Annotated in this window: 29 protein-coding genes; 15 read left to right on the forward strand and 14 right to left on the reverse strand. The window is 57.9% G+C overall.

What is annotated here, in order from left to right:
• From ACIY1O_RS11150 to ACIY1O_RS11160, 3 genes are all read right to left on the reverse strand, one after another.
• Positions 1-307 (reverse strand): type II toxin-antitoxin system RelE/ParE family toxin (locus ACIY1O_RS11150; RefSeq protein ID WP_397475162.1); only part of this gene is annotated, 307 nt, incomplete at its 3' end.
• Complete coding sequence (locus ACIY1O_RS11155; protein ID WP_397475163.1) at positions 304-588, reverse strand: YlcI/YnfO family protein; 285 nt, start codon at positions 586-588, stop codon at positions 304-306. The genes ACIY1O_RS11155 and ACIY1O_RS11150, both read right to left, overlap by 4 nt.
• 269 nt (positions 589-857) lie before the next feature.
• Positions 858-4,208, reverse strand: coding sequence for a DEAD/DEAH box helicase (locus ACIY1O_RS11160; RefSeq protein WP_397475164.1), 3,351 nt, complete (start codon positions 4,206-4,208; stop codon positions 858-860).
• Between the two features lie 221 nt (positions 4,209-4,429).
• On the opposite strand from ACIY1O_RS11160, the gene ACIY1O_RS11165 reads away from it, so the two are divergent.
• Together ACIY1O_RS11165 and ACIY1O_RS11170 are read left to right on the forward strand one after the other, a co-directional pair.
• Complete coding sequence (locus tag ACIY1O_RS11165) at positions 4,430-4,669, forward strand: DUF2191 domain-containing protein (protein WP_397475165.1); 240 nt, start codon at positions 4,430-4,432, stop codon at positions 4,667-4,669.
• Positions 4,659-5,093 carry a TA system VapC family ribonuclease toxin gene (locus tag ACIY1O_RS11170; RefSeq protein ID WP_397475166.1) on the forward strand — a complete coding sequence of 145 codons (435 nt, stop codon included), beginning with the start codon at positions 4,659-4,661 and terminating at the stop codon, positions 5,091-5,093. Before ACIY1O_RS11165 ends, ACIY1O_RS11170 begins: the two co-directional genes overlap by 11 nt.
• Positions 5,094-5,237: 144 nt before the next feature.
• On the opposite strand, the gene ACIY1O_RS11175 is transcribed toward ACIY1O_RS11170, so the two are convergent.
• Complete coding sequence (locus ACIY1O_RS11175; RefSeq protein WP_397475167.1) at positions 5,238-5,984, reverse strand: O-methyltransferase; 747 nt, start codon at positions 5,982-5,984, stop codon at positions 5,238-5,240.
• A gap of 170 nt (positions 5,985-6,154) precedes the next feature.
• On the opposite strand from ACIY1O_RS11175, the gene ACIY1O_RS11180 reads away from it, so the two are divergent.
• The 6 genes from ACIY1O_RS11180 to ACIY1O_RS11205 all read left to right on the forward strand — a co-directional run bounded on the left by ACIY1O_RS11180 (position 6,155) and on the right by ACIY1O_RS11205 (position 10,198).
• Positions 6,155-6,250 carry a TIR domain-containing protein gene (locus ACIY1O_RS11180; protein WP_397475168.1) on the forward strand — a complete coding sequence of 32 codons (96 nt, stop codon included), beginning with the start codon at positions 6,155-6,157 and terminating at the stop codon, positions 6,248-6,250.
• Between the two features lie 33 nt (positions 6,251-6,283).
• Positions 6,284-6,760, forward strand: coding sequence for a YkgJ family cysteine cluster protein (locus tag ACIY1O_RS11185; protein WP_397475169.1), 477 nt, complete (start codon positions 6,284-6,286; stop codon positions 6,758-6,760).
• Positions 6,761-7,083: 323 nt separating this feature from the next.
• The gene (locus ACIY1O_RS11190; RefSeq protein WP_397475170.1) at positions 7,084-7,626 is read left to right on the forward strand and encodes a hypothetical protein; all 543 of its coding nucleotides are present in this window, start codon (positions 7,084-7,086) and stop codon (positions 7,624-7,626) included.
• Between the two features lie 16 nt (positions 7,627-7,642).
• The gene (locus tag ACIY1O_RS11195) at positions 7,643-8,680 is read left to right on the forward strand and encodes a tetratricopeptide repeat protein (RefSeq protein ID WP_397475171.1); all 1,038 of its coding nucleotides are present in this window, start codon (positions 7,643-7,645) and stop codon (positions 8,678-8,680) included.
• A 351-nt stretch (positions 8,681-9,031) separates the two neighbouring features.
• Positions 9,032-9,784 carry a class I SAM-dependent methyltransferase gene (locus ACIY1O_RS11200; protein ID WP_397475172.1) on the forward strand — a complete coding sequence of 251 codons (753 nt, stop codon included), beginning with the start codon at positions 9,032-9,034 and terminating at the stop codon, positions 9,782-9,784.
• Positions 9,785-9,856: 72 nt separating this feature from the next.
• A complete protein-coding gene (locus tag ACIY1O_RS11205) occupies positions 9,857-10,198 on the forward strand; it encodes a zinc ribbon domain-containing protein YjdM (RefSeq protein ID WP_397475173.1) in 342 nt (113 codons plus the stop codon).
• A gap of 52 nt (positions 10,199-10,250) precedes the next feature.
• Here the strand turns inward: ACIY1O_RS11205 and ACIY1O_RS11210 are convergent, their stop codons facing one another.
• Entirely contained in the window at positions 10,251-11,138 is an 888-nt protein-coding gene (locus tag ACIY1O_RS11210; RefSeq protein WP_397475174.1) for an SIR2 family NAD-dependent protein deacylase, read from the reverse strand.
• A 154-nt stretch (positions 11,139-11,292) separates the two neighbouring features.
• On the opposite strand from ACIY1O_RS11210, the gene ACIY1O_RS11215 reads away from it, so the two are divergent.
• Both ACIY1O_RS11215 and ACIY1O_RS11220 read left to right on the forward strand, forming a co-directional pair.
• Positions 11,293-12,441 (forward strand): cupin domain-containing protein, encoded by a 1,149-nt coding sequence (locus tag ACIY1O_RS11215; protein WP_397475175.1) that lies wholly within the window; start codon positions 11,293-11,295, stop codon positions 12,439-12,441.
• Between the two features lie 110 nt (positions 12,442-12,551).
• Positions 12,552-13,091, forward strand: a complete 540-nt coding sequence (locus ACIY1O_RS11220) for a YaeQ family protein (protein WP_397475176.1) — start codon at positions 12,552-12,554, stop codon at positions 13,089-13,091.
• Between the two features lie 26 nt (positions 13,092-13,117).
• On the opposite strand, the gene ACIY1O_RS11225 is transcribed toward ACIY1O_RS11220, so the two are convergent.
• Positions 13,118-13,912, reverse strand: a complete 795-nt coding sequence (locus tag ACIY1O_RS11225) for an alpha/beta hydrolase (protein WP_397475177.1) — start codon at positions 13,910-13,912, stop codon at positions 13,118-13,120.
• A gap of 47 nt (positions 13,913-13,959) precedes the next feature.
• A complete protein-coding gene (locus tag ACIY1O_RS11230) occupies positions 13,960-15,039 on the reverse strand; it encodes a 2,5-dihydroxypyridine 5,6-dioxygenase NicX family protein (RefSeq protein WP_397475178.1) in 1,080 nt (359 codons plus the stop codon).
• 229 nt (positions 15,040-15,268) lie between these two features.
• Here ACIY1O_RS11230 and ACIY1O_RS11235 point away from each other — a divergent pair, with 229 nt between their 5' ends.
• The 4 genes from ACIY1O_RS11235 (at position 15,269) to ACIY1O_RS11250 (ending at position 17,914) form a co-directional block, all read left to right on the forward strand.
• Positions 15,269-15,427 carry a hypothetical protein gene (locus tag ACIY1O_RS11235; RefSeq protein WP_397475179.1) on the forward strand — a complete coding sequence of 53 codons (159 nt, stop codon included), beginning with the start codon at positions 15,269-15,271 and terminating at the stop codon, positions 15,425-15,427.
• Positions 15,428-15,514: 87 nt separating this feature from the next.
• The gene (locus ACIY1O_RS11240) at positions 15,515-16,249 is read left to right on the forward strand and encodes an AzlC family ABC transporter permease (RefSeq protein WP_397475180.1); all 735 of its coding nucleotides are present in this window, start codon (positions 15,515-15,517) and stop codon (positions 16,247-16,249) included.
• Positions 16,239-16,577 carry an AzlD domain-containing protein gene (locus ACIY1O_RS11245; protein WP_397475181.1) on the forward strand — a complete coding sequence of 113 codons (339 nt, stop codon included), beginning with the start codon at positions 16,239-16,241 and terminating at the stop codon, positions 16,575-16,577. The genes ACIY1O_RS11240 and ACIY1O_RS11245 overlap by 11 nt, the downstream gene beginning before the upstream one ends.
• The gene (locus ACIY1O_RS11250; protein ID WP_397475182.1) at positions 16,574-17,914 is read left to right on the forward strand and encodes an MATE family efflux transporter; all 1,341 of its coding nucleotides are present in this window, start codon (positions 16,574-16,576) and stop codon (positions 17,912-17,914) included. Before ACIY1O_RS11245 ends, ACIY1O_RS11250 begins: the two co-directional genes overlap by 4 nt.
• 94 nt (positions 17,915-18,008) lie before the next feature.
• On the opposite strand, the gene ACIY1O_RS11255 is transcribed toward ACIY1O_RS11250, so the two are convergent.
• The 7 genes from ACIY1O_RS11255 to ACIY1O_RS11285 form a co-directional block, all read right to left on the reverse strand.
• Positions 18,009-18,965: an arsenic resistance protein gene (locus ACIY1O_RS11255; protein WP_397475183.1), complete on the reverse strand. Its 957-nt coding sequence runs from the start codon at positions 18,963-18,965 to the stop codon at positions 18,009-18,011.
• Positions 18,966-18,980: 15 nt separating this feature from the next.
• Positions 18,981-20,093, reverse strand: coding sequence for a Rieske 2Fe-2S domain-containing protein (locus ACIY1O_RS11260; RefSeq protein WP_397475184.1), 1,113 nt, complete (start codon positions 20,091-20,093; stop codon positions 18,981-18,983).
• Between the two features lie 29 nt (positions 20,094-20,122).
• Entirely contained in the window at positions 20,123-20,902 is a 780-nt protein-coding gene (locus ACIY1O_RS11265; protein ID WP_397475185.1) for an ABC transporter permease, read from the reverse strand.
• Positions 20,902-21,657 carry an ABC transporter permease gene (locus tag ACIY1O_RS11270; protein ID WP_397475186.1) on the reverse strand — a complete coding sequence of 252 codons (756 nt, stop codon included), beginning with the start codon at positions 21,655-21,657 and terminating at the stop codon, positions 20,902-20,904. Before ACIY1O_RS11270 ends, ACIY1O_RS11265 begins: the two co-directional genes overlap by 1 nt.
• Before the next feature lie 11 nt (positions 21,658-21,668).
• Complete coding sequence (locus tag ACIY1O_RS11275) at positions 21,669-22,412, reverse strand: ABC transporter ATP-binding protein (protein WP_397475187.1); 744 nt, start codon at positions 22,410-22,412, stop codon at positions 21,669-21,671.
• Between the two features lie 77 nt (positions 22,413-22,489).
• Entirely contained in the window at positions 22,490-23,470 is a 981-nt protein-coding gene (locus ACIY1O_RS11280) for an ABC transporter substrate-binding protein (protein WP_397475188.1), read from the reverse strand.
• A 94-nt stretch (positions 23,471-23,564) separates the two neighbouring features.
• Complete coding sequence (locus ACIY1O_RS11285) at positions 23,565-25,139, reverse strand: sulfatase-like hydrolase/transferase (protein WP_397475189.1); 1,575 nt, start codon at positions 25,137-25,139, stop codon at positions 23,565-23,567.
• 140 nt (positions 25,140-25,279) lie between these two features.
• On the opposite strand from ACIY1O_RS11285, the gene ACIY1O_RS11290 reads away from it, so the two are divergent.
• On the forward strand, positions 25,280-26,236 hold the full coding sequence (locus ACIY1O_RS11290; protein ID WP_397475190.1) for a LysR family transcriptional regulator: 957 nt from the start codon (positions 25,280-25,282) through the stop codon (positions 26,234-26,236).
• Positions 26,237-26,270 lie beyond the last annotated feature (34 nt).

Here is a 26,270-nt window from a genome sequence, read left to right on the forward strand (position 1 = left end):
AATGGTAGTCCGACTCGCGCTGATGACGCACGGCCAGTATCGTCACGATGTCGTCGCGCTCGATCTCGAAAAGCGCCACATATCCAGCGGCGCCAAACGAGATCACCAGTTCACGCAGATAAGGGTTGTGGGCCAACGTCTTGCGACATGTAAACGGAAATTGCTTCAGTAAATCGATGGCCTGGACGATACGCGCCAAGGCTCGTTCAGCTAACTCCGTGCCGTATGGGTCTTGCTCTAATAAGAGTTCGTACAGCCTCACTAAATCCGCCTCGGCTTCCTCCGTGAAACGAACGGTATAGCTCATGAGCGACTGGTACGCGCCTTGGCCGCATCCAGTTTGGCGTGCAATTTGCCCAACACTACATCGGCGTCGACATAGTGACCAGTCTGCCGGGCCCGGTCGCGCGAGGCCAAGCCACGCGCCAGGAAGGCTTCATTGGCTTTGCGTAGCTCAACCTGACTGCGTACGGCCTGTTCGATGAACTGCGACAGACTTTCTCCTTCGCGCAAGACGCTTTCAGTGTCTTGGCGCAACTGCGGGTCAACCCTGAGCGGTGGAAATGTGGCGGTTTTCATACTACTCATACTACCCTCGGATGCTTGCATAGCAATTGCGATACATTGTAGGTCATTGCCGATCACATCGGCAAGACGAGGCCGGGGTAATATTGTCTGTCCAGGGCGTTACCCCTAAACTGTTCCCTCGACATCAATCACTTTTCAAAAGGTTCAATGTTCATGCTGGCTTACGATCATTTTTCGATCGTGCCCCAGCCACCATTCGCCTGTCTCGCACGATCGGGGACGGGGATGGCCAAAGCCGTCGTCGCATGAACTGACGCACCGTTTACCAATTACCCATGCTGCTTATCTTCGGCAATTCTTTCTGTTCCTGGCACCCGGTTGTTAAGCACACGAAAATGTGGGCGCTTGCTCCAAGCAGCGCGATCTCCAATCACGTACAAGCGTGCCTTGGCCCGACTGACTGCAACGTTGAGCAAGTTAGGCGTTTTTGCAGCCCAATCCTTGGCTCCCTCACGCTGAGGACTCCCGCCCAGTACCAAGATGACGGCTGCGGCCTCCTTGCCCTGAGTCGTGTGCACAGTACCTGTCTTGGCGGGATCCAGCCCAAGCTCCTTGGCCATCGCGCGTAGTTGCGTCGCCGTGTCCTTGAAGGGTGAAATCAAGAAAATGTCCTTCGGCTCTACATCGTGTTCGGCCCGCAGGCGTTGCACCAACCGTCGAGCAGCCATACCCTCTTGGGGTATCCAGTTGCCCTCGCCGGTTTGCGCACGCACGTCAATCCAGTGAGAGTCCGGCCAAGCACATTCGGTCGTGGGTTTCCCATGCACCATCAGGCCGTCATAGGCAATGTCGTTACTGATGGAAAACATCGGGTCATCGCAACGCCGATGTACGCGCAAAGGAGAGCCCACCCACACTTTTTCGTTATCACTCCCCGGCAGCCAGGTGCCCGTCGACATGCTCTGATCAGACAGGCGCTGCGCCGATGTGGCGCTCGGCCACCAGTATCGGGGGACGCCATAGTGCTGTGCCAGCGCGCCTTCGACCGCGACTGGCAAGCCCAGAACAGGCTCGAGCTGGTTCGGGTCTCCTACCACTACAGTGCGTTCAGCGCGCCAGATGGCGCCCGCGGCCTGTTCGGGCAACGCCTGGCCCGCCTCATCGACAAGAAGCCAGCCTATCGATTCGCGCCCAAGCCGGCTGAACATTCGGGGCATCGAAGCGAAGGTAGTGGAAATCACCGGCACCACGAGTGCAAGGCTGTCGAGTGCCGTGCGCGCCATTTCTTCCGGCATGTCCTTGCCTTGCAGCCAGTTCGAGGCCAGGCCCAGATTTTCGATGATTTCTTGAGGATGCGCTTCAATGAAAGCACGGTGCACATCAAGCGCTGCCAGAAACAAATCCTGGCGCGTACGACGCCATTCAGGCGTAGACCACGGGGCGGAAAGCTCCCGCTCTCCGTCACTGCCATTGGTTTGAGGCCAAGCCGCCCCCAACCGCCGCATCGCCAACTGGCATGCTTGGCTATGGGCTTCAACCTGGTTCAATGCCTGTTGGTGGTCGGCCCTTTTTTGAGTCAACGCCGCCATCTGCTCCGCAACGCCTCTATTTTCCTTCACATGGGCCGCCTTGGCGTCTTCGTACTCGGCGGCCAAGGTGCCGTAATCAGTACTGGCTCGCCTGACTTGAGCGTCGATTTCCTGCCTCCTGCTCCACCATTCACGGTGCGAACGTCCCAAGGTAGAAAGCCAGATCAGGAATCCAGGTTTAGCCTTGTCGTGCGCCGCCAATTCTGTTTGCGCTGCGGCACGCCGATTGAGCACACCGGCAAGTTGTGCGTCCAGACTCTCAACGCGCGCCTGTAGCGTCGGCAGCCCGGCTTGTCCCGTGGAGAGGCACGCCTGGATATTTTGCACGGCATGCGCAAGTTCCTCGACCCGTGCCCGCGCCTGGGTAACATCGGCAATAAGTTTCGCGTTTGCCAGCAAAGCGTGTCGGCATTGACGTTCCGTTTTTTGAGCTTTCTGGAACCGGGCCACGGCTTCCGTCCACCTGATCGCAGGTTCACGCTTACCCTCCTGGATCCGTGTTAGATGGTAGCGCAGCCCTTCCCCGCCTAAAACAAAGGGGTCGGCGTCTTGCCTGGCCTTGAGCTCTGCCTCTTCCGCAGTATCGCCTTGCGAGTGCTTCCGATCGTGCCTGGATCTAATGCCAACAGGCTCTTTCCACCAGAAGCCGCTCATGAACGCATTGCGGTTGGCCTTCGACCCCATGCGCGCCGCCAAGAGTCCCCAGGCAGGTTTGCCCAAGACGTTTGTGGCGAGCTGCTTATAGTAGCCATCTTGATGCGCAACCCGCTCCGCGACATCAGCGGGTGCAGCCTTGATGCCAGGCAGCTCCAGCGAGATGTTTTCCACCGCGCCATTGTTGGCCGAAGCGACGACGATCGAAAATCCCGTCAGATCGGGACGCAGCGGCTGATAGTTGCACCAGAACTCACCCAGTTTCTTCTTCATGCGACCGGCAAATGCCCGCTCCCCCACCTGCACCAGGCGCGCGGCGCGCGCGGTGACGACCGCGGCAACAACATCACGCAGCAAGGTGGTTTTCCCTGTACCCGGCGGCCCGTTAATCGCGAAGATTCCAGGCTCGGCTTCGAGCCGGCGCCATAACTCATTGACCGCCAGTTGCTGGCTGAATGCCAGCGGATGATCCGACGGCCAACTGCCGTCGGGGAAGCGCGTGGGATCCAGTTGCTCGAAGGCGCTTGACACTCCGTCTGCTGTTCGGACATCCAGACGCACGGGATTTTGCTGCGCTACCGCTCGCACATACTCGGTCAGCCCCTTCCCGACATCCCTCTTGGCCCAGGCGCGGCTCAGCGCATTGAGATCATTCACAAAAAAACTATTCAGTAGGTCTACTTCCGGGCTTTGAACCGGCTGCGGAGCCGTTTTGCCAGGCGTAGCTTCGGGCTTCTTTACCTGGAAGCACTTGGCCACGTGAGTCGATGTAACCAGCCCGGCAGGCAGCAAACAAATGTCGGAGATACGCCCGGTCAAGGCATCGAACCAAGCGCGAGAGGGCGGGGTTTCTTTTCTGCGCGCTTCAGCAGCTTCGTCAGTGATCCATTGGATTAACCGCTGTACGAGCACGTCGAACCCCGAATAACCGCTATACGGGCTTGGAATGTCCTTGTCAGCCTCGGGGAGGCCATCGGTGATAGTCGTGCCGCCGTCTTCCAGCACGGCGATGCCGTTGGGATAATGCAGAATCTGACCGGCAGCCCAACACGCCAAGGACAACACGAAACTCTGCGCAAGAGGGTAACCATCTTCATCGCAGGCCAGATCAAAAAGACGGGCCTGGCCAGAGGGCCGGCGCTCATCGAACACGTCCTCGTGCGCGCCCAGCTTGTCTTCCAACAAGGTCGAGAACTTCTCAATGTCGTATACCCCGGCTTGCAGCGTATAGCGCCAGACGCGATTGGGCGCGACTCGCTTGCTCCGGTGCTTGGGATTGAACCAAGGCAAGGGGTCTGGCACGCTCAACCTATAGACAGGCTCGGTGGTGTGACTCGGGTTGGTTTTTTCGACTTTCTGCGGAACGCACGCCTCAACGGCGCGCCAGAATCGTAGTATGCGTAGTTCCTGGGCATGTGCCTGTTGTTCTATCATCATTCTTTCACTTATAGCCCAACATACGGCTCCATGCTGGCTGGGCGTTCTCCATGAAGAGGACCATAACCTGCAGCCAGCAGTTCAGACCAATTCTCCCTTTCATAGAGCATGCACATCTGGCGAGCATGACTGACGCCCCACGCCCATCGGCATGACACCATGGTTGCATCTAGACGTAATCGGAACTAAAATACAGAAATCTGTATTGAGAGGATCAATCCATGAAAACCACTCTCGACCTCAACGACACCTTACTCGCTGAAGCAAAAGTCGCCGCTGCGCGACAGCGCACGACCCTAACCCGTCTGATCGAAGAAGGACTTCAGTTGCGCCTGCAGAAACAGCGGATGTCCGCCAAGCCCGTTCACCTGCCTGTCTATCGTGGAAAAGGCGGGCTGATGCCTGGTCTTGATGGCCTCAGCAACAAAGCCTTGCTGGACGCCGCCGACCATGACGCCTGACGTCAATATTCTTGTCGCCGCATCGCGCAGCGATCATCCTCATCACGCACCCGCACGTGCTTGGCTGGAACAAGCTATTGCCAACTCAAGCCAAGGAACCGCCTTTAGTTTGCAGCCCATGGTGATTGCAAGCTTCCTTCGGCTAGTCACGCATCCAAGAATTTTTGTGCATCCCACGCCCATGACTGATGCACTGAATTTCATTGACGCGCTTTTAGAAGCGGCCGATATAGAGCCTGCCACCTTGAGCGGCGAATGGTCCATTTTGAGCCAATTATGCTTGGATAAAGATCTTTCCAACAACGACGTACCAGACGCGTGGCTGGCCGCCGCGGCGATCCATCAGAGCGAACATGTCGTAAGTTTCGATGCTGACTTCAGGCGCTTATTGCCAAGAAACCAGTTCACCCGACTTCCGCTGTAAGTTCGAACAAACTGCAAGCCCAAAAAGATGCCTGCATCCTTCCGCAAACCGAATACTCAATGCGACGCTGCAAAACCTATCCCGCAGTGTCCACAACTGCTAAAGATGCGCACCAGCTCACTCATCAAGCCTCCGGCTTTCGAGCTATCCAACTCTGTTGGGCGTCTTGCGTCGTATAACACTGATGCCATCTGCGACCGGCAGCATGGTCACCTCTAGGTCGGGGCGAGCAGCAAGCAGCGCTGAGCAGCGGCGCATGCCCGCTGTGTCGGCGTCGCCGCGATCCGGGTCCAGCACCCAACCATGCCACAGGACGTTGTCCAGCACGATGAAGCCATGCGGCGTCAGATGCCGCAAGACAACCTCGACATACTCATGGATGCCAGCCTTATCGACGTCGATAAAAACCATGTCATACAGCTCATTCGCCGGCATAGCGTCCAATATTGCGGCGACTTCGCCCACCCGCACCTCGATACGGTCTTGCAGCCCCGCCATACGCCAGTAGGTTTCGGCCATTTTGATCCAGGCGGGATTGCGATCCACCGTGACAACGCGCCCCTGCTCGCCCACGGCCTCGGCCAACGCCATCGCTGAAAGCCCTGTGAACGTGCCCAGATCGAGTACCTGCCTGGCGCGAGCCAACGCGGCCAGGAGTCGCAGCACGCCGTACTGCTCTGGAGCGATCATCATAACGGCAGGCTCTCCGAGCGCCGCAGTGGCCTGCACCAGTGCCTCTCCCGCTGGGCCGTAGCTCGTACTGTGCGTCAGCAAATACTGGGCAATATGAGGCGGCAGCTCAAATGCCATCGTACCCGGTGTCCAGTCCTCAGCGACATCCGCTGGCTGACCTTGACGGGCGACCCCAACAACGGTGTCGCTTGTCTTCATGTTCTTTGCCCCTCCGCACCAAAATTTGCATGCATAAAATGTTATTTGCATACAATATTAGATGTAAACATACAGCCAGTCAATGCTTCAGATGGGCCCTAGGGATTTACCCGAAATCAGGAAGGAATATTTGAGGTAATCGCGAGGAGTTCCGCCTAGGTGAGCGCGCTGTGAACACCCGAGGCACTGAGAAACTAGCGGTTCGAGATAACGTTTTGTTCGAACTGGGTCTCTTCATCGGAAAGCTTGGGCGAGCGCCGGTGTAAAATTCACGCTCTCATTTTTCGTGTCGAACGTTTATGAACGACAAGCGCACTGGCCTGGCGCAGGCTCGGTTCCCCATTTTGCGGGGCCACACAGCTTCGAACGACGACATTCATACGAATCCATGCCTTAGCTGTGGTGCATGCTGCGCGCATTTTCGCGTCTCTTTCTACTGTGGCGAAATCACGGGTGAAGATGGAGGGACGGTCCCACCGGAACTGGTCAGCCAAGTCGGCCCTTTACGTGCATGCATGAAAGGCACGGAAGAAGGCGGGCAACGCTGCGTAGCACTTCGCGGCGAGATAGGGCTCGAAGGAATACATTGCTCTATTTACGAGCAGCGTCCTTCACCCTGTCGAGACTTTCCTGCCTGGGAGGAAGACGGCGCCCCGAACCCGGACTGCCAAAGAGTAAGGGCCAAGTTCGGTCTGCCTGCCTTGCCGTCCATCCCCGGTGATGACGGCCTGAACTCCAGTAATACACCCCCCAGGCGGGGTGACGTGGCGGCGTAAGCCCGCAATCGGCGCCGCAGCTGAACATCGCACTTCATTTATAAATCAAAGGGTTGGCAAGAAATAAGCTTGTTCAACAGGACAGTTGTGGCTACTATCGTTCCAAACTGGAGTTCAAAACGGAAGCCACCATGAAACCCAAGCATGAAAACTGCAGTTTTTCGTCTTATTCAGGCTGGCTGGCTGCTTGCATGTCGGTTACAGTCCTCTGTGTGGCGGCAATCGGGCTCTCTCCTGCCCAAGCTCAATCGGCAAGCTCAATAAATAACTGCGGTCAGCGCATATTCTCAGACATCTCCCCCGCAACCGCGAAGCAGGCCGGCATGGCTGTTACCCCTGATGGCCTGTACGAGATGAACATGGACGAGCTGGCGGCAGCAGCCGGAGGGCCCGCTCGGCTTTTGCGATTGAGCCGTCAGCAACATGCATCAAACCTGCACTGGTTGTCCGCGATGGAGCGCTTGGTTGTCGACCCTGGCACTCCCGTACTGCCCGAGGCCCAGGCGGTTTACCAGCAGGGCTGGGAAACCAATGTCGTTGAAATGTCGATTATTCACGCGATGGAGTGCCGGCTCGGCCTGCCGCTGTCTGATTTGACGACCCCAAAGCCACCCGCCGCCGCCATAGCCGAACGCGAAGCTCGTATCGCCCAGGCGAAGGCCGACGAGCAGGCGCGGGTGGATGCAGACGCCCGCCGGCTAGCCAATAAAGCCGGTATCAACAAGACGCTAAGCGGCCTGGCCAACGTGCTCGGCGCCGCGGCAAGCGTCTTGGGTTCGGGTTCGGCATCCGGCGCGCGACCAAGCGGGGGTGATTGTCCGTGGGATGGGCACGATTACAGTTGCGAAACCGCCCGGGGAAATTAGCCGAAATTCAGACGCCATGAAAATCAATTCGACGCCTGGCTGTGCCTCCCTCTTGAATCACAACGTTCGCAGTCTAAGCCGGCGCTGGCTTGCCGCCCTGCTTCCGCTACTGCTCGCGGGTTGCGCAGCCAACAACGGTATTCAACTTTCCGACGTATCGCTGGGCGGCTTGTTTGGAAGCAAGCAGCCCGAATCTATCGTGCCAGCCCAAGCTTTAGCCGATATCGGCGTGACGCAGTGTGACCGACTCACCGCCGATAGGAATGATCCGGACCGCGCACCGGGAATCGCTCACGTGCAATGGCACGAATTGGACGCCGCTGCCGCAATTCCCGCCTGCGAGCAGGCGTTGGAGCAACACCCCGGCCATCGACGGCTGCAAGCGCAACTTGCGCGAGCCTATATAAAAGCGCGCTTTTACGACGATGCCTATGTCGTCGGCAACGAGGCCGACCGCGCCGGCAGCATCCATGCTGTTTATCAATTGGGGCAGGTGTATAGGGACGGCAAAAAGGATAACGAAAAAGCGATCGAGGCCTTTGCCCGTGCGGCAAAGGCCGGGCACCCGGACGCGATGACAGATCTAGGCTGGCGTCTGTTCGAGCGGGATGGCTGGGGAGACAAACGCGAAGCAGCATCCTGGTTTCAAAAAGCAGCCGAGACAGGCAACCCATACAGCCTGGCAAGTTTTGGCGACATGTATGTTCTTACGGATAGGCAATTCGATAAAGCTTTCCCTTGGTATCAGCGCGCCGAGCAACAAAATTACAGACATGCCCTATACATGATCGGCCGGTACTACGTAATGGGCTTCCCTCCTGTGGCCAGCAACCCCGATCTGGCCCTGTCATATTTTGAGCGCGCCGCACAACAAGGATACGAATTCGCCAGCGTTGACGCGGCAAAGCTGTACTTACAGACGCGATATTCATCGGCAGCATCGGGAGGCGGCGGGGTAAGTGAGCCACTTCTGGAATCGGAACGCAGGGAAAAGGCGTTGTACTGGCTCAATTACGGCATGCCCAAGCTGTCGCCACGTAAGGCCAGGCAATAATCCGAGCCCTATGCGACATGTCGAGCCGAAGCGCCCCGACAGTGTTATGCTTTATTGAGGGTCCTCGGTTACAGGCTTCAGTATTGCCTCAAGGCACGCATGCCACGAGCCGAGCCGCATGCGGCGCTACCAGGCCATGGACGCCATAAACTATATCTGCCATATCGACCATAGCCGTAGAAAACCTCGATCAAGCTGGGTCCATGGCCACATCGACCCATGCCCAAACAGCTGAAACGCCTTTTGCTGTACAGATTCGCCCGCCATCCGGTCTGATATCCGCCGACGCTCTAGCCAGGGCCTTTATCCACACTCCCACTATGCCGACTCTTAATCTTTTGGGTGTTGCCATTGTTTAGTGATTTGATCGACGACTTCGACAACTATTCACCCCAGCCGGACAAATTTCTAGACGTACCGTTCGTGCCGACGGATGACAAGGTTATCGAGGCCATGTTGAACTTGGCCGAGCTCAAGGCCGAAGACGTGCTCTACGACCTGGGCTCGGGTGACGGCCGCATTGTCGTTGCCGCTGCTCGCGACTATGGCGCCAGCAGCGTTGGCATCGAAATGGATACCGTGCGTATCGCAGACGCCATGGAGTACGCCGGCAACTCTCGTGTTGAGTTCATGGTCGACTTTATTGAAGAAGATATCTTTACCGCCGACTTCAGCGAAGCGACGGTCGTCACCCTATACCTTCTGGATGCCGTGAATGTCAGATTGCGGCCTCGCCTGTTAAGTCAGCTTCGTCCGGGCACGCGCATCATTTCACAGACTTTCGACATGGGCGACTGGGAAGCCGATGAGCGGCTTCATTTAAGCGGCGTCAATATCTACAAATGGATCGTGCCGGCTCAGGTTGAAGGCGCCTGGGAATGGGAAGGCCTGGACGGCGCCCTATACTGCGTGAAGCTGCAACAAAAATACCAGGCAATTACCGGAAGCGCCTGGATGGCGGGCGCAGCAGCGCATCTGGAAAGCGCATCGCTAACCGGCGGCTCTTTAGAGCTTAGTATTCGAGAAAACGAAACCGCCCCGCTAAAAAACTTCACGCTGGAATTTGAAGACGTTGAGCTGCAAACCGTCTTTGAAGAAATCTAGCCAGGCTGCGGCTTGGCCTTGGGACCTTATGGCATCCAAAAGCAGATGCTTATAGAAGATATAGAGTTCACCATGAATAATTTACCTCCTTGTCCTTCGTGTCAGTCAGAATACACATACAACGATGGAACGCTTCTTATCTGCCCTGAATGCGCGCACGAATGGCTGCCACAAGACAGCGCATCCGCCGAAGACGAGGGCAAAATCTACCGCGATGCCGTGGGGAATATTCTGCAGGACGGCGACACGGTCACAGTGATCAAAGACCTGAAGCTCAAGGGCTCGAGCGCCACCGTCAAAATGGGTACGCGCGTAAAGAATATCCGCCTGGTCGACAGCGACCACGATATTGATTGCAAGATTGATGGCTTTGGCCCCATGAGCCTGAAAACCGAATTCGTCAAAAAGGTATAGGTCCGGCAAGGCAGGGGCCCGGCAAGGCAGAGGTCCGGCAAGGCAGAAGCTACTACGCGACGGTTCCTTCCTTATTCCACCTTCGGTCCAGCTCAGACAGGACTTCAAGCGCGCGTCCGGCCAATCCCACGCCTTGGCCTTTGCTGATCTCGCTTTCGCGCAAGTTGATGCGGATCAACGGCACATTCAGCATAGAGCCGAACCATCGAACGGTGGGTACCGCTGTGCCGGCTCCCAGCTCGACGACTACAGGCTGCGAGACGCCCGACAGCCAAGTCTCCAGCCGCTGCTGCTGGTGATCCGTGCGGGTGGAGACCCAGTCGCCGTCGTTGAACATCAACACATTGGGGCGAGCCAGGGCGCCGCAAGCAGGGCAAGTCGGCAAGGGCGACAATAATCGGCAGGCCGTTGCATCCACTTCAGGAACCCAGCCATCCGCAGTCCATAAAGCATCGCGACAAACCTCCATGCACTGCAACCAATGCAAAGTACCGTGGCATTCCAAAATGCGATCCGCAAGGAACCCGGCCTTTTTAAACTGCCCGTCTACATTACTGGTGTAGACGAATGCGCCTTGCGCCACACGATCAGCCCAACGACGCAGAATGGCGAAGCCTTCATGCGGCGTGGTCTTGCGATACAGTTCGAGACGATGACCATAAAACCCCCAGGCTAGTTCAGGCTCCCTGCGAAACGCGGCGGGCGATGCAATGCGTGTAAATTCCAGCCTGCTCTGCCTGAGCGCCGGATACGCTCGCCACAGACCTTCGTTGCCGCGAAAATCAGGCAAGCCAGAATCAACCCCCATGCCTGCGCCTGCTGTAATGATTAATCCGTCCGCTCGCTCCAGCCAGTACAAAGCCTGTTGCCAGGCACTTTCCGAAATCGGTGAGTCGACATCGGTCGAGCGGTCGTAACCGGTGTCTATGTTCGTATCCATTACCTAACCCGAGTTATTGATCCTTGCAGAACATCATGCCAAGCGCGACCTGAATAGACAAGCCTATCGAAACAACACTGCGCAAGCTTGCACGACCGAGAGCTCGGCAAGGCCGGCTGATAGAATAAGGAAAGCCCAATTACACGAGACCATCATGAGCGTAACAAATGCCGTTCCCTCTCCCGTTCGCCTATCCGCTGTAGCCGCCCCGGGCCAGCCAGAGCCTAGTCCCGCACTCGAAAAGTTGTATCGAGGCTTCGAGCAAGAGCTGCTGGTGCCGCTCTGGACCGAGATCGGCGATCTCATGCCGCAGGCGCCGCAAAGCAAGGCCAGCCCTCACCTATGGCGGTGGGACAGGCTGCTCGAGCTGGCCGACGAAGCCGGCCGCATCGTGCCGGTGGGTCGCGGCGGTGAACGCCGCGCCATCGCATTGGCCAACCCCGCGCTGGGCGGACGCCCCTACGCCACTCCCACGCTGTGGGCCGCCATCCAGTACCTGATGCCCGGCGAAGACGCGCCCGAACATCGCCACACCCAGCACGCCTTCCGTTTCGTGGTCGAAGGCGAAGGCGTATGGACGGTGGTCAACGGCGACTCCATCCGCATGTCGCGCGGAGACTTCCTGCCCCAGGGCGGCTGGAACTGGCATGCGCACCACAATGCCGCAAGCGAACCGATGGCGTGGATCGATGGGCTGGACATTCCGTTTTCGTATTACACCGAGTCATCGTTCTTCGAATTCGGCCGCGACAAACTCAATGAGGCCGAGCTTATCTCGCCGCAATTCTCGCGCTCGGAACGGCTGTGGGGCCATCCGGGTCTACGGCCGGTATCACAGCTGGAATCGACGCCCAGTTCGCCGCTGTTGGCATACCGTTGGGTGGATACCGATCGCGCGCTTGACGAGCAACTGGCGCTCGAAGAGGAAGGCCATGCCGTAACGCTAAGCTCCGGCCATGCGGCAGTGCGCTACACCAATCCCACCAACGGCCGCGACGTTCTCCCCACCATCCGCACCGAGATGCACCGGGTTCGTGGCGGGGCCGGCACCTTGGCGCGACGCGAAGTGGGCTCGTCCGTGTTTCAAGTATTTGACGGCCAGGGCACGGTCACGGTGGGCGAGCACCAGTGGCAGGTGCGCCGAGGCGATATGTTTGTTGTCCCATCGTGGGCCAGCTTCCAGGCTCAGGCCGATGCGGACCAGGCCTCGCTTGATCTGTTCCGCTTTAGTGACACGCCGATTTTTGAAGCTCTGCACGCCCAGCGCGTAGAGGTAACGCAGCCCACAGGCTCCTCACTCTAAAGCTTCTTGCCGGCGTTGCAACACGCCGCCGCCTGGGCGCTGCGCTGAGCACCGCCAGGCGGCCTGAACTTTGCCCATAAGCCCCAAGCGGCAATACTGAAGACCTATCCATGGCCCTGCGCGCCACCATCTACAAAGCCGATCTGCATATCGCCGACAATGATCGCGGCTACTATGGCAGCCACAACCTTACGGTAGCCCGGCACCCCTCGGAAACCGACGAGCGCCTGATGGTGCGCCTGCTGACATACGCCTTATATGCCGACGCCGACGACAGCCTGGAGTTCACTCGCGGGCTTTCGGCCACCGACGAGCCCGCGCTCTGGCGCAAAGACCTTACCGGCGCAATTTTGCAATGGATGGAAACCGGCTTGCCCGACGAGCGCCGAATACTCAAGGCCAGTGGCAAGTCGGACCAGGTTATTGTCGTGGCCTACGGCCGAAATGCCGAACTTTGGTGGTCGGGCTTGCGGGATAAACTGGCACGCACCGACAACCTGGCCGTGTACATGCTGGACCCAGAAGAAACAATGGAGCTTGCAAGCCTGGCGCAACGGAAGATGGCGCTGAACGTCAACGTACAGGATGCAGGCGCATGGGTATCAAGCGACGCGGGCAGCGCCAGCCTGCAAATCCGCAAGCTACGCTAATGCCTGTGCCGGCGCGCCGCCTGCCATCACGGCTGATCGCGCAGTACCCGGGCGGACCAGTTATCGAATGCCAAAGGCCAGCGGCCTCCAACGTCACCGGCAGCATAGCTGGCTGTGAAATGATTGCAGTTCGGTAACTCCAACGTCTCGACCGGCACATCAGCCTGTTCCAATGCAGCGGCCATCTCGTGCGCTTGACGCTTCAGGTGGGGGAAATCGTCGTCGCCCCAAGCCAGCAAAAACGGGGGCAAGCCGGCGCGCACCTGGTGAATGGGAGAAGCCTGGTTTTCAGCGGCGAGTTCAGGCGGGCCCAGGAACCGCGGACGTACCGCCAACCCTGAATTTTCTCCGAAGTAATAAGTACCCGACAGCGGCGCCGAGCCACGCAAACGAGCGGCGCACGGCACGCCGGGAATAGCTTCGTCGGTAACCGCCAGCAGTGCGGCGTAGTGTCCACCTGCCGAGTGGCCGCTGACAAACAACTGCGTCGGGTCACCGCCCCAGGTGGATATATTTTGCGCCAGCCAGTCGACGGCCCGCGCGCAATCCTGGAACCCTGTCGGGAAGGCATGGGCGGGCGCCAAGCGGTATCCGCCCGATACAAAGCTTATGCCTTGTGCATTGAGCGCGGGCGCCATGAAGTACATCCATTCCTTATAGCCGTTCGTCCAGCCGCCGCCGTGAAAATACAGCAGAACCCGGCCATCGGGTTTTTCGGCCGGAAAAATTCCAAGGCTTTGATACGGATCGTCCCCGTAATTCACCTCGACAGGTTGCAGGCCTTTGGCGCGTTCAATGAGCAGGTCGTGATATTTCGCCATGTTCTCATTGAACGGCTCCTGGGCAGGGTAGGCATTTCTGTCCATTTTTAACGGCGCTCCCGGGGAACAATCATCTTGGGGTCGATCAGGCGACCGGCATCCACCACGCGAACGCCGTCCAAGTCAATCGAGCAATCGCGCATGGGCAGGTCGTAGTGGCCTCGCGTAGTGCGCTTTCCGCCCCCTTGGCTATTGGGCCCGGTGGAAAAGAGGAAATTGCCGGGAAAGCACCGCGATGCGGCGTGGCTGCGCTCGGGTGTGCTTCCGTACATGGCGATGGAGTCCCATCGGCACTGCGGATTCAAGCCCCATCCTAAATGCGAAATCGCATAAGGGTCCATGTCGTCGTCATGTTCTTTGCCTTCGGCCAGCCATTCGCTCATTAGCGTGGCATCAAGCCCGCCTTCGATAGAAACGATATGTCCGTCGCGCACCTCGATCTGGATTTCGTCCTGCACATAGCGGCAGTACGGCAGAATGACGATATCGCCCGGTTGAACCACAACGCGTCCGGTGGCGCTGCCCTCATTCGGGAAGGTGTGGATCAGGCCGACACCCCAATGATCAAACCGGCCGGGCTCGTCCGCGAAGCCGTATTGGCTCATCACGGGATACTCGCCGCATTCGTAGGTAAGATCGGTGCCCGCCTTGCTGGTGACATGGACTTGCCTTGTTTTTTCGTATATTTGATGCGCGTGCAGCACGGCCTCTTTAAGCCCGGCCGGCGCTTGCAGGGCGTGCAGGTCATCCGGAGCGTCAATAACCATCTGCACCCGCGTACCCGCCTGGCGAACCTCGCGCAACCACGATGCAAAGAGCGGCACATGGAAGATCAGGATCATGTCGGCGGCTTTCAGGGCCTCTAGTGTTCCCTTGCATTGGCCAATAGTCGGCACGCCCACCTTTGTCCAGCCAGGAATCATGTTCACTTTCAGCTCATAGATGTCTGCTCCCAGCATGTCGGCCGCGGCGAACGCCGCTTCGATATACTCTGTGCGGGTGCCCAGGTCGCTGACGATGGCGATGGTTTCTTCCTGTTTTACGTTGCAGAGCTCAAACTGCTTCTTGAACAACACCGCCAGCTTAGCGGGGTTCAAGGTTTGTGTGCGCACATCAGCTTTAATCATCAATAGTCTCCTCGCGGACATAAGGGATGTCGAACCGGCCGCATCAATAACAAACGTCGTTCGATTTTATAATATACAGGTCACGAATCCGGCCGTCTGTTCATCGCCATCTGGCAAACATTGCCCGCGGCAGACGGCGGTTTTTGCGGCACGCTCATCGAGGCGTTGTCAGACCGGTCGAACCCAGACAAATATTCCACCCTTCTGCGTGCCCCTACCGGCAAGGCGATTGGACCAGATGCTGGCGCACTGCCTGCCGTCTGCGCCGTCCGAAAGCCGCCTGGCCATTTCCACCATGCTGATCGACAGCACCAATGTTGATGAAGTGCTGAACACCATTCGCAAGGCGTTAAAAGTCCGCCGCGATGTATCATTGAGCCCGTATTAGCGTTGACGCCTGTTCGCTGGTCCGCCAGACTCGCGCCGAAGTGTGTCCGCTGCTTTCCGAGCAATAAAGCCCTGGGCCCGAAGCGACATGAATTCCCGGCAAGCAATATCCAAGAAGCGTCCGTGGCGCGCGGGAGCGCGTGAAGCCATTCCCCTCTTTGGTGGTTATATACCCATAGCGATCTCCTTCGGGCTGATCGCCATACAAGCGGGGTTTAGCGCCTGGGAAGCTGTGGCCATTTCCTTCTTGATCTATGCCGGAACCTCGCAATTCCTGTTCGTCGCCATGGCGGCGTCAGGAGCACCTCTGTGGCTGGTTACGCTGATGACGCTTCTGATCAATGCACGCCACATGGTGTACGGGCCCAATCTGGCGCCCTGGCTGCCGCCAAGCCGTTGGTGGCCGTGGGTGATGCACGGGTTGACGGACCAGGTCTTCGCCCTGGCCCATACCCGTCTGCCGCAGTTGCCCGCCGAGCAGCGTCTGGGTTGGTTCGCCGGTGCTTCGCTGCTGGCTTGGTTCAGTTGGGTCGCGGGCACGGCATTGGGAGCCCTGGCGGGGGCGGAACTTACTGCACGCTGGCCTTTGCTTGGCGAAGCGATGTCCTTTGCTTTGCCGGCTCTGTTCGTTGTGTTGCTGGCGCCGCGCTTTACATCCAAAATCTGGGCCGCCACGCTGGGCGCCACCATTCTTGCAGCGTTCCTGCTTCAGCTTAATGGGTGGACGAACGCCGCGATCCCATTGGCCGCGGCATGCGGCACACTTGTTTTTTATGCGATGAGAAACAATAAAAACTTCAAAGGCGGGTTTCATGGCCACTGAACTCTGGGTCTCCGTCATCGTCATCGCCATCGGAACGTTTCTGATGCGCGCCCTGCCTTATGTGTGGATGCAGCGGCGGCTGTCCCGGCAGAACCGCCGGGACGCTTCCGACGGCGTGCCCGCCTGGCTTATTGTTCTGGGGCCGGCCATGATCTCTGCCATGTTCGGCGTGTCTTTGGCGCCTTCCTCCGACACCACGGGGGCCTGGCTGGCCACCCTGTGCGGCATCGCGCTTACCTTGTACATCTGGTATAGAACCAAATCACTAAGCTGGCCGGTTTGCGGGGGCGTTGTCATGTACGCGGTCGTATTGATTCTGGCTGCATGAACCATTCCGCCTCCAAACCCATTGGCTACCGGCAGGTATTGTTTCTTGCCATTCCCATCATCCTGGCCAACCTGACCCAGCCTCTGATGTCGGCCGTCGACACGGCGGTGGCCGGCCATCTGCCCGGCGCCCACCACCTGGCAGGCGTAGCGCTGGGCAGCCTGTTCTTCAACTTGCTGTTTTGGGTATTTGGCTTTTTGCGCATGGGCACAACCGGGGTGGTGGCGCAGTATTTCGGCGCCGGCAACCCCGGGGCGGTTGTGCTGACCGTAGGGCGAGGTGTGCTTATCGCCTGGGCCATCGGATTGTCGATACTGCTATTGCAGCAGCCCCTTATCGAAGGGGGCCTGGCCTTGCTGGGCGCCTCGCAAGAGGCCGCCGAGCAAGCGCGATTATATGCCTACGGTCGGGTATGGTCGGCGCCGCTTACGCTTACCAACTACGTCATCCTGGGCTGGCTGCTGGGCTGCCAACGGGTACGCGTGGCGCTTGCAATTCAGATACTCATTAACGTGGTCAACCTGGCGGCAGTGTTCAGCTTCGTCTATGGCCTCGATTGGGGCGTAAGCGGCATCGGACGGGCCACAGCGGTGGCCGATTTCAGTGGCGCGGCGGTTGGCGCCGTGCTGTTGTGGCGCACATACCGGTCGCAGATCAAGACCACGCGATGGGCTGAAATTCTGGAGCCCACGGCGTTGCGCCGGCTGATACAGATCAACAGCCATATTTTTGTACGCACTGCCTGCCTTCTGGCTACGATGGCATGGTTCACCCACCTTGGCGCCAGACAAGGCGACGCCCTGCTGGCCGCCAACGCCATCCTGCTGAACTTTCTAAGCTTCACCTCATACGGGCTGGACGGCTTCGCGCACGCTGCGGAAACCCTTAGCGGCTCGGCCGTGGGACAACGCAACAAGGCCAGGCTGGCCCGCGTCATCCGCGTTTGCATGGTCTGGGGCCTGGTCGGCTCTTTGCTCTATGTATTAGTCTATAGCGTGGCCGGATCAGAATTGATCCGCTTGCTGACCGATCAGACAGACATCGCGCACCTTGCCGATACCTTCTTGATCTGGGCCGTACTCGCACCTTTGGTATCGATGCCCGCCTATCTGTACGACGGCGTTTTCATGGGGGCGACTAGAACCCGCCCCCTGATGCTTATCATGGTGGCGTGCTCCATCGCCTTCCTGGCCCTATCGTTGATTTTGCTTCCAGTGATGGGGAATCACGGCTTATGGCTGTCGTTCCTGATCTTCAACGGTCTGCGGGGCGTGGGCCTGGCGCTGGCGTTGAAACCTGCGATATACAAGTTCATGGGAGCGCAACGGCCTGGCTAGACACGGAACGGCAGTGTCAGCGCCGATTCATCTCGCACATGCCCCGAGCTTTGCGCAACCGTGCGGGCGCCAGGTCGGCCAAGGGTCTGTATTCTTATTCGCGCCCCAGCCTTGCGATCAAGCGCACGTAAACCAGCTCGGCCAGCAGCTCAACAAGCGTCTGGGCCACGATGATGGCGGGCAGTATGGGAAGTGCACCGGGCACGGCAAAAGCCAGCGGCAGAACCACCAATGAGTTGCGCGTGCCCGTACTGAATGCGATGGCGCGGCCGGCGCGTACCTCAATGCCAAACAAGCGGGCCACACCCCACCCAATCAGGGGTGCTACGGCTGCAAAGGCCACATATATCGGGATAACCGGCAACACAGAAGACATGGCGGAACCCAGCCGCGGGACCACGGCTGCCACCACCACGAAAAGCACCAGCGCCGTCGCCGGCACAGGCAAAAGCCCAAGCCCCTGGGCAAGACCCGCCCGCGATGCTTTGGCGCCCGCCCACTTCTGCGTCAGCGCGGCAAGCAATAAGGGGACAAGAATCAGCCACACGAAGACATTTACGAAAGGCTGTATCTGGACCAGCCCGCGTGCCTGGTCGCCCAGCATCACACCAAGATAGACCGGCAGCAGCAACATCTGGGCGACAAGCAAAGCCGGGGTCGCTGCCAGAAGCATACGGGCGTCGGCCCGCCCCAGGTGGGCGAATGTGATCACATAATCTATGCACGGCGCCATCAGCACCAGCAAGACACCCAGCCGCAGCATGGGGTCGGCCGGCAAAAACTGCACCAGCCCCGCCACGAGCAAGGGGATGACCACGAAGTTGGCGGCCAGCAGCGCCGCCATAAACCGCAGCCGGCCAAAAGCACGCCCCAGTTCAGCCATGGGCACCTGCAAAAAGGTGGCATACAGCATCAAGGCCAAAGCCGGATTGATGAAGGCCTCTAGGCGTGCGGTCTGCGGAAACAACAATGCGGCCGCGCCTGCCAGCGCGACCGCACAAAAATAGACGGTGATTTGACGCCCTTCCAGGACGTCGCGAAACTGTTGCATTATCCGCCTTTTAACTCAACCAGGCTGGCTTTCCTCGTGAATCAATTGTTCAAGTATGCGCTGGCATCGCACGGCGCTTGAGTCAATGGGCAGCAGTACTGGCTTGAGGGAATCATTTCCACCTGCCAGATCCAGGTTACGTTGCTGGCCCTCGAGTATAGGCCTGTCCTGTTCGTCAAACGCAATGCGCCTCAAATCGCCCAATTGCGCCCTGAAGCTGACTTCCTCTTCAGGCGAGAGCGGTACTGGATTGTTGCGAACGGCACAGAAGAAGTAATGTGTCGTGGTATCTGTTTCCGGCGTCAGCAGGTGCGCACCCAAAGCACCCGTTCCCTGCGAGCGGGGCTCCCCCGGAGGGCAAACGCCGCTGTCATTCATCAAGCATGAGGGAGCGTGCCACGTCATATCGGCCCACGCATCGCCACGGCCTTCTTTATTGTGCAACTGAGCCTGGTATCTTCTGGTCAACTCGCTGGAATCGGAGGCGACCTCTTCGGTGATGCCCAACAACAGTTGGTGGAAACGGGATATCCTGATGTTGGGCATGGAGCGTTGAGCAGTAAGGCTGCGTTCCGCTTGCTCGGTAGAGGTATCAGCACGGATCATGTCGGCGTTGCCCAAAACGCCGCCATGCAAAAACGGAACATGGCTCAAGTCAAGCAGATTATAAACAATCAGCTCATAGCTCGCATTGATCTTGATATAGTCCCTGGGGCTGGTATGTTCTGGCGGGCTGGTGGCCAGCACGCTTAAATCGGGAATCAGATCGGGATCAGCAGCCTGGTCTCCCATCCATATCCAGACGATGGAGTGGCGCTCAATGACCGAATACGTAGCGACCTTCATGGCCGCAGGCGTCTTCTTGGAGTCATGCGGGTTATGGATACATTCTCCGCTCGCATCGAACTCCAAGCCATGATAGCTGCAACGTAAGCGATCGCCGCAAAGGCTTCCCATGCTCAATGGAGCAAACCGATGAGGACAGCGGTCCGCCATTGCCACTGCCTCGCCGTCTTCCTGCCGGAAGAACACCACGGGCTCATTCAAAATCACCTTCGATTCAAGCCTTCCCTGCCCGAGATTCTCGGACCACATGGCCACATACCATGCGTTGCGCAAAAATGCCATTTCATTGTCTCCTGAAAAATACGATATTGCTAATGCTTGCTCGCGGCCGCCTGGCGCATGTAGTGCCACGAGAGCAAACGTTCTTCACTCCACCTGAACATCCCATTTACAATAAGCGCCGTGACGGCGATTACGACGATAGCCGCCAGGCCCAGGGCAATTTGAAACTGCTGTTGCGAGCGCACGATGTAGTAGCCGATCCCATCCGTGGACAAGAGCATTTCAGCACTGACACTTACCAGAATGGCCATGGCGACCGCGATCCGGATGCCCACCATGATTTTTGGCAAGGCCTCGGGCAAGTCGATTTCCCACATGGTTTCGCGGCGGCTAAGTCGAAGGCTGCGCGCGACATTGGACAACATGGGGTGTGCGCTTTTGACCGCGTCGATCGTACTCAGGGCGATCGGGAAACACACGCTGTAATAAATCACCAGAATTTTCGCCGTGCTGCCCACTCCGGCCACGATCATTGCCAACGGCACGATAGCCAATGCCGGCAACGGACGCAGGAAATCAAAGATGGGCTCGAATAAGTCGCTGAGGAGCTTGATACGCCCAATCAGGATTCCCAATGGGAGCATGGTGACAATGCCCAGCAACAAACCTACGGCCGCGCGCCAGAGGCTCGTAGCCATCTCCGACACTAAATCCGTACCATGATGCGCCAGCGCAATAAGCACCTGCAGCGCCCCTGGAAAGCTTGCCGAATTGGCTCGCTGTGCGGCGAATTCCCATAACGCAGCCAGCGCAATCAGAAAAAGAAAGCCGGGTGCATGACGGCTGCATAACTGCTTTACATGTCCCATTACAAGTTCCCCAACTTACTCAAAGCGTCCTGCCAACCGGCGAAGGGACGACGCAGCCACATGACGATCTGATTGAGAAGAATGCCGTTCAATGCCGCAACCAGCATAGCGGCGAACATTTCGCTGGTGCGTAGCGAGAACGCCGTGTCGAACAGCAGAAAACCCAATCCATCCTTGCCGGCCAGCATCTCCGACGCGACAGCGGCTATAAGTGCCATGCCGGCCGTCACGCGAATGCCTGTGAATATTTCCGGCCAGGCGGCAGGCAGACGAACCCGCAGCAAAGTCTCAACCGGCCCATAGCCGAGCGTTCGGGCCATATACACCTGGATCGGCTCAGTATTGCTGAGCGCACGCAATGCCGGAATATAGACTGTGGAAAACCCGGCAAATACCACCACCCCGATAAATAGGGTGGGCGTCAAACCCAGTGCGAAAATGCCCAATGGCACAATGGCCGCCGGAGGAATAGAGCGGATGATCTCGACCAGGGGGGCCCACATGCGGGCCAAGACGGGTATACGCGCGGCGAATAAAGCCATGACCAATCCCAGAGCAACGCTCAAAACTCCGCCCAGCAACGCTCTTGTGAGAGTATGTATCTCGGCGTCCACCAACTCGCCGCTAAGCGTCATTTCCCATCCCGCGCGCAGTATGGAATCGACCGACGGCAGATAAGTCTGAGATACGACGCCGCTCATCGTTACCAGTTGCCACGCCACCGCAAAAAGAATAAGACTGAACAGTTTCCTCATCTCCGGCTCCGTCAGTGCAACGGCTCAGGCCCCGGCGCGGGCGCACCGGTATTACGGATGAGGGTGATCACCTTATGCCGCAGGGCCAGGAAATCAGGGTGCTCCCGCGTCGTAAGCTGATCGCGCACGGGTGGAAGAACCACGTCAAAGTCCTCCACAACGGTGGTTGGCCGTTTGGACAACACAATGATGCGGGTGGCCATGTAAACGGCTTCGTCCACGTCGTGCGTCACCAGAATGCAGGTCTGTTTGTACTTCTGGGCAAGTTCAAGCAACAGATCCTGCATCTCGGCCCGGGTTTGGGCGTCGACCGCCGCCAGCGGCTCGTCCAGGAGCAATAACCGGGACCGCGCCGCCAGTCCCCTGGCAATGGCCACACGCTGCTGCATTCCACCCGACATCTGCCACGGATAGTTGGACTCGAATCCCTCAAGACCCACGCTTTTTATCAGTTCGCGGGCCCAATCCTGTTTTTCTCGCATGCTCATATCGGTAATGCGCCTCATACCAAACAGCACATTATCAAAGCAACTTTTCCAGGGCAGCAGCGAACGGCTGTAATCCTGAAAAACCACCGACACCCCTGGAGGCGGCTCGGTGACCTTCTGATCCGCAAATCTCAGTTCACCGCCATCGACGTTGAGCAGACCAGTCAAGCACATGAGCAAAGTGGTTTTACCGCAACCCGAGGGCCCCACTATGGAAATGAAATCCCCTTGCTGAGCGTCGAATGACACCGATTTGATAATCGGCACCCTTGACTGAACGCTCCCAAAAGACTTGGCGATGCTTCGGACGGAAAGTAAAGTACTGGACATTGACTCGCAACCCTTTAGTTCGCCGCAACGGCGTCATCGATCAGTACTTCGTCAGCCGTCATCGGTTTCGCGAGAATCTTGACCAGATGCGCCGCATCCATGATCGCCTGTACACCGTTCGCGTCGATACGCGTGTCATACGGCGGGATATCAATAGCTTCCAATAGATCATCCTGCAAGCGCATTTGAGCCTTAAGAATCTTTTTGGCCTCAGCCGGATCTTCCTTGATCAACTGATTGGCGCGATCTATGGCCCTGCGTACCTTGGCCAATGTGCCAGGGTGCTTTGCCACCCAGGACTCGGTCGCATAAAAGCCGGCAACGGGTACGGGCTTGGCGAGATCTTCTTCTTGTACGTAGCCTTCGGCGATGACCTTGCCAAGATCCTTCATGAGAATGGTCGTGCTAAAAGGCGCCACGGTACTGACCACGTCCGCGTTGCCCAACTCAAGCGCCGCCGGCATCTGCGGAAAGGGCACGGCCAGGATCTTGACTTCATCGGCCGATATGCCCGCGCGATGCAGCTTGATGCGCACCTGCAAATCCGAAATCCCACCCGCGTTATTGATGGCTATGGTTTTTCCGTTTAGGTCTTCGATGCGCTCGATACCCGATTTCTTGCTTGCAAGCATGACGGTATCAGCATAGACGCCTTGCTGATCGGCATAGCCGCCAAGGACAATCTTGAACGGAATGCCCTGCGCTCGCGCGGCGATGATCGGCAGCGCCCCTCCATACCCCATATCGGCACTACCGCTAACCACCGCCGTCGCCGCCCCCGGACCACTGTTGATAGGAAGCATTTCAAATTCCAGGCCCTCGTCTTGAAAGTAGCCTTTTTTATCCGCCACATACACCGGCAGGACACCCGCAGCGGGAACGACGGCCATCTTGAGTTGTTCCTTCGCGGCCGCCTGGGCGCCTGCGCTCACCAAGATGCCTACCAACGCGGCGCAGGACACTCGCGCAGCCTTACTGATCCATTTCAAAAACATGACGTCTCTCTCCTTGTAATAACGTCCTCTCACCGTGAATTCGATGAGGAGCGCTTGCCAAATTATTAGCGTGTGTAAAAAGTTGATTGCCGGATCACCAAACCCCGATCTTCATATCGACTTGTTTCCAGCCTTCGGTTTGCCGCTCCACAGTCTGATGATCCACTGTGGTACGACGTTTTCTTGTCAACAGCCACTCAAACAGCTTGGCTTTCATCAGATGGCGAGTCTGCTCGTGTGCGGGATCGGCTCCCAAGTCGACAAGTTCGTCGGGATCATCGCGCATGTCGAACAACTGCGGCCTATAACCCATGTAGTGCACGTATTTCCATTCATGGTCGCGCACCATCCAGGCGTAGCACTCGTCCACTTCTCTTTTCAGATAGCGACGGGCATCACGAAAGGAATAGTCCAACTCAGCAAAGACGGCGTCCCGCCAGTTTTCCATCACCTCTCCGTGGACAAGTGGCATGAGCGACCTTCCTTCAAGCACATGTTCGGGGATCTCCCTTCCCAAGGCGTCAAGAATCGTGGGGATCACGTCAATGGATTCCACTAGATGGCCGCATGCGGCGCCCCGCGTGGAGTTTGCGCCCGGGCGCGGATCATAGACAATCAACGGGGTCTTTACGGCAGCCTCGTAGAACAACTCTTTTTCGCCCAGGCCGTGGTCTCCCAGCATATCGCCATGATCAGCGCAAAAAATGATCAGGGTGTCTTGCAGACGGCCCATGGAATCCAGCTCCGTCATCAGGCGACCAATGTGATCATCGAGCTCTTTGACGAGTCCCATGTAAGTAGGCCTGACATGCTCGACCACCTCTTTTCTGCCAAAGCTCAAGCAATCTTCATGGGCGTTGCGGTAGGCCTCAACCACCGGGTGAACGTCTTGTGTGTCCTGCGCACCAATGATGGGACCGATATCCTTCCCTCTGTACATCTCGTGGTACGGCGCGGGCGCCATCAAGGGCCAATGCGGCTTAATGTATGAAAGATGCAGCACCCAGGGTGCCTCTGCCTTCTGGCGAATGAAATCGATAGCGCGGTCCGTCATATAAGCCGTCTCAGAGTGCGCCTTATCCACCCGCGCAGGCAGATGAGCATTGCGCAGCAGCCATCCGTCCGCGAATCGCCCATCGTCATCTGAAGCACCGATTACGAATTCCGTCCAGGGATCCTCGCTGTCATAGCCCTTGCCGCGCAGGTAATCGGCGTATCCGCTTTCCACGCCGGGACGCGCATGGCCGTCGTACCGGTCGAGCTCGTCAAAGCCACCAACCCGGTAGTATTTACCCAGTTCGGACTGCACCGGGATATTGAACCGCCGCAATCCCAACTGATCTGGAATGACATGGGTCTTGCCCGCTACAGTTGCCTCGAGACCCGCGCTGCGTAAATGATCACCAAGGGTATTTTCAACAATAGAAAGCGGAACGTAGTTCCATGTCGCGCCGTGGCTGGTGACATAACGGCCGGTATAATAAGACATGCGCGATGGAACACAGGACGCCGACTGCACATATGCCGCGTCGAAGCGCACTCCACGCGCGGCCAATTGATCGATATTGGGCGTGTGCATAATTGAACTTCCATAACAGGAAAGATAATCCCAACGCAATTGATCGCTCATAATGAAAAGCACGTTTTGCACGTGTCTGGCAGCATTCATTGGCATAATCCAGCCTCTCCCACCGGCCCAGGTTCTTTGATTTCGGGTTGTACTATGGCAGAGGATCGGGGGGTCGATCCAATGAAAATAAAACTGCGTGATATAACCTTTCCGTAATATCTTCTCTAATACCGTTATTCATGGCCCGTCTGGATTGGTACATCCGCGCAAACCTGAAACCGCGCCACTTTCAGCTTCTTGTCGCCCTAGACGAGACACGCCACGTCGGGCGCGTCGCCCAATACATGAATGTGACGCAACCCGCTATCTCCAAGGCGATCACCGAGCTCGAGCGAGGACTGGAAGTCAAGCTCTTCGAAAGAGATCCAAAAGGTCTGATTCCCACGCCATATGGGGAATGCCTCATTCGGCTTTCGCGCTCGATGCTGCGCGAACTGGACATGACTCGTAATGAACTCAAGCACCTGCTGGCGGGAACCGCCGGCAGCGTCCGCATTGGAATGCTGCCGGCGGCCGCTCCTGTGCTGGTGCCCCGGGCGGTCATCGCTTTCAAGCGGACTGCCGCCGACGCCGTGGTTGCCCTCCACGAGGGCAACTCAGAAAGCCTGATGAGCCTCATGCGAGAGAACAAGCTCGACCTGATTGTCGGCACCCTTCCGCCCACGGTCAGGCAAGGCATGCAGTACCACTCACTGCATCAGGGAGAAGCTATCGTTGCCGTATGCGGCGCGGACCATCCTTTGCTGGAACAAGCCAGTATTTCCCCGGCCGATCTAGCCGGATATCCAATGGTAATTCCGCCTGCGGGCTCCTATTTCCGCGAGCACTTTGAGGCGGTCATGGATAAGCTGGACGTCGAGATCACCGCCGATGCCATAGAATCGGGCTCCATGGCGGCTTCCAATACGCTGATATGCGAAATGGGCGCGGTCAGTTTCTATTCACGTCATCTCGCCGAGCACTACTTCCATGTTGCCGGCATCAATACACTGGCGCTGGAGATTCCCGTGCTTACCGCTCCTATAGGCATCGCGTGGGCGACCAACCCGGGCCTACCCGTCGCGGCACAGCAATTCGTCTCTCAACTCGAAGATGTAGCGGCGAACATTTTCGAAAATCACGAGCCCGCCTCTTGAGCCGAGCATCAGCCTACGCTGAGCAACTACAGGG

The organism is Pusillimonas sp. (assembly GCF_044464525.1).
Taxonomy (GTDB): domain Bacteria; phylum Pseudomonadota; class Gammaproteobacteria; order Burkholderiales; family Burkholderiaceae_B; genus Pusillimonas.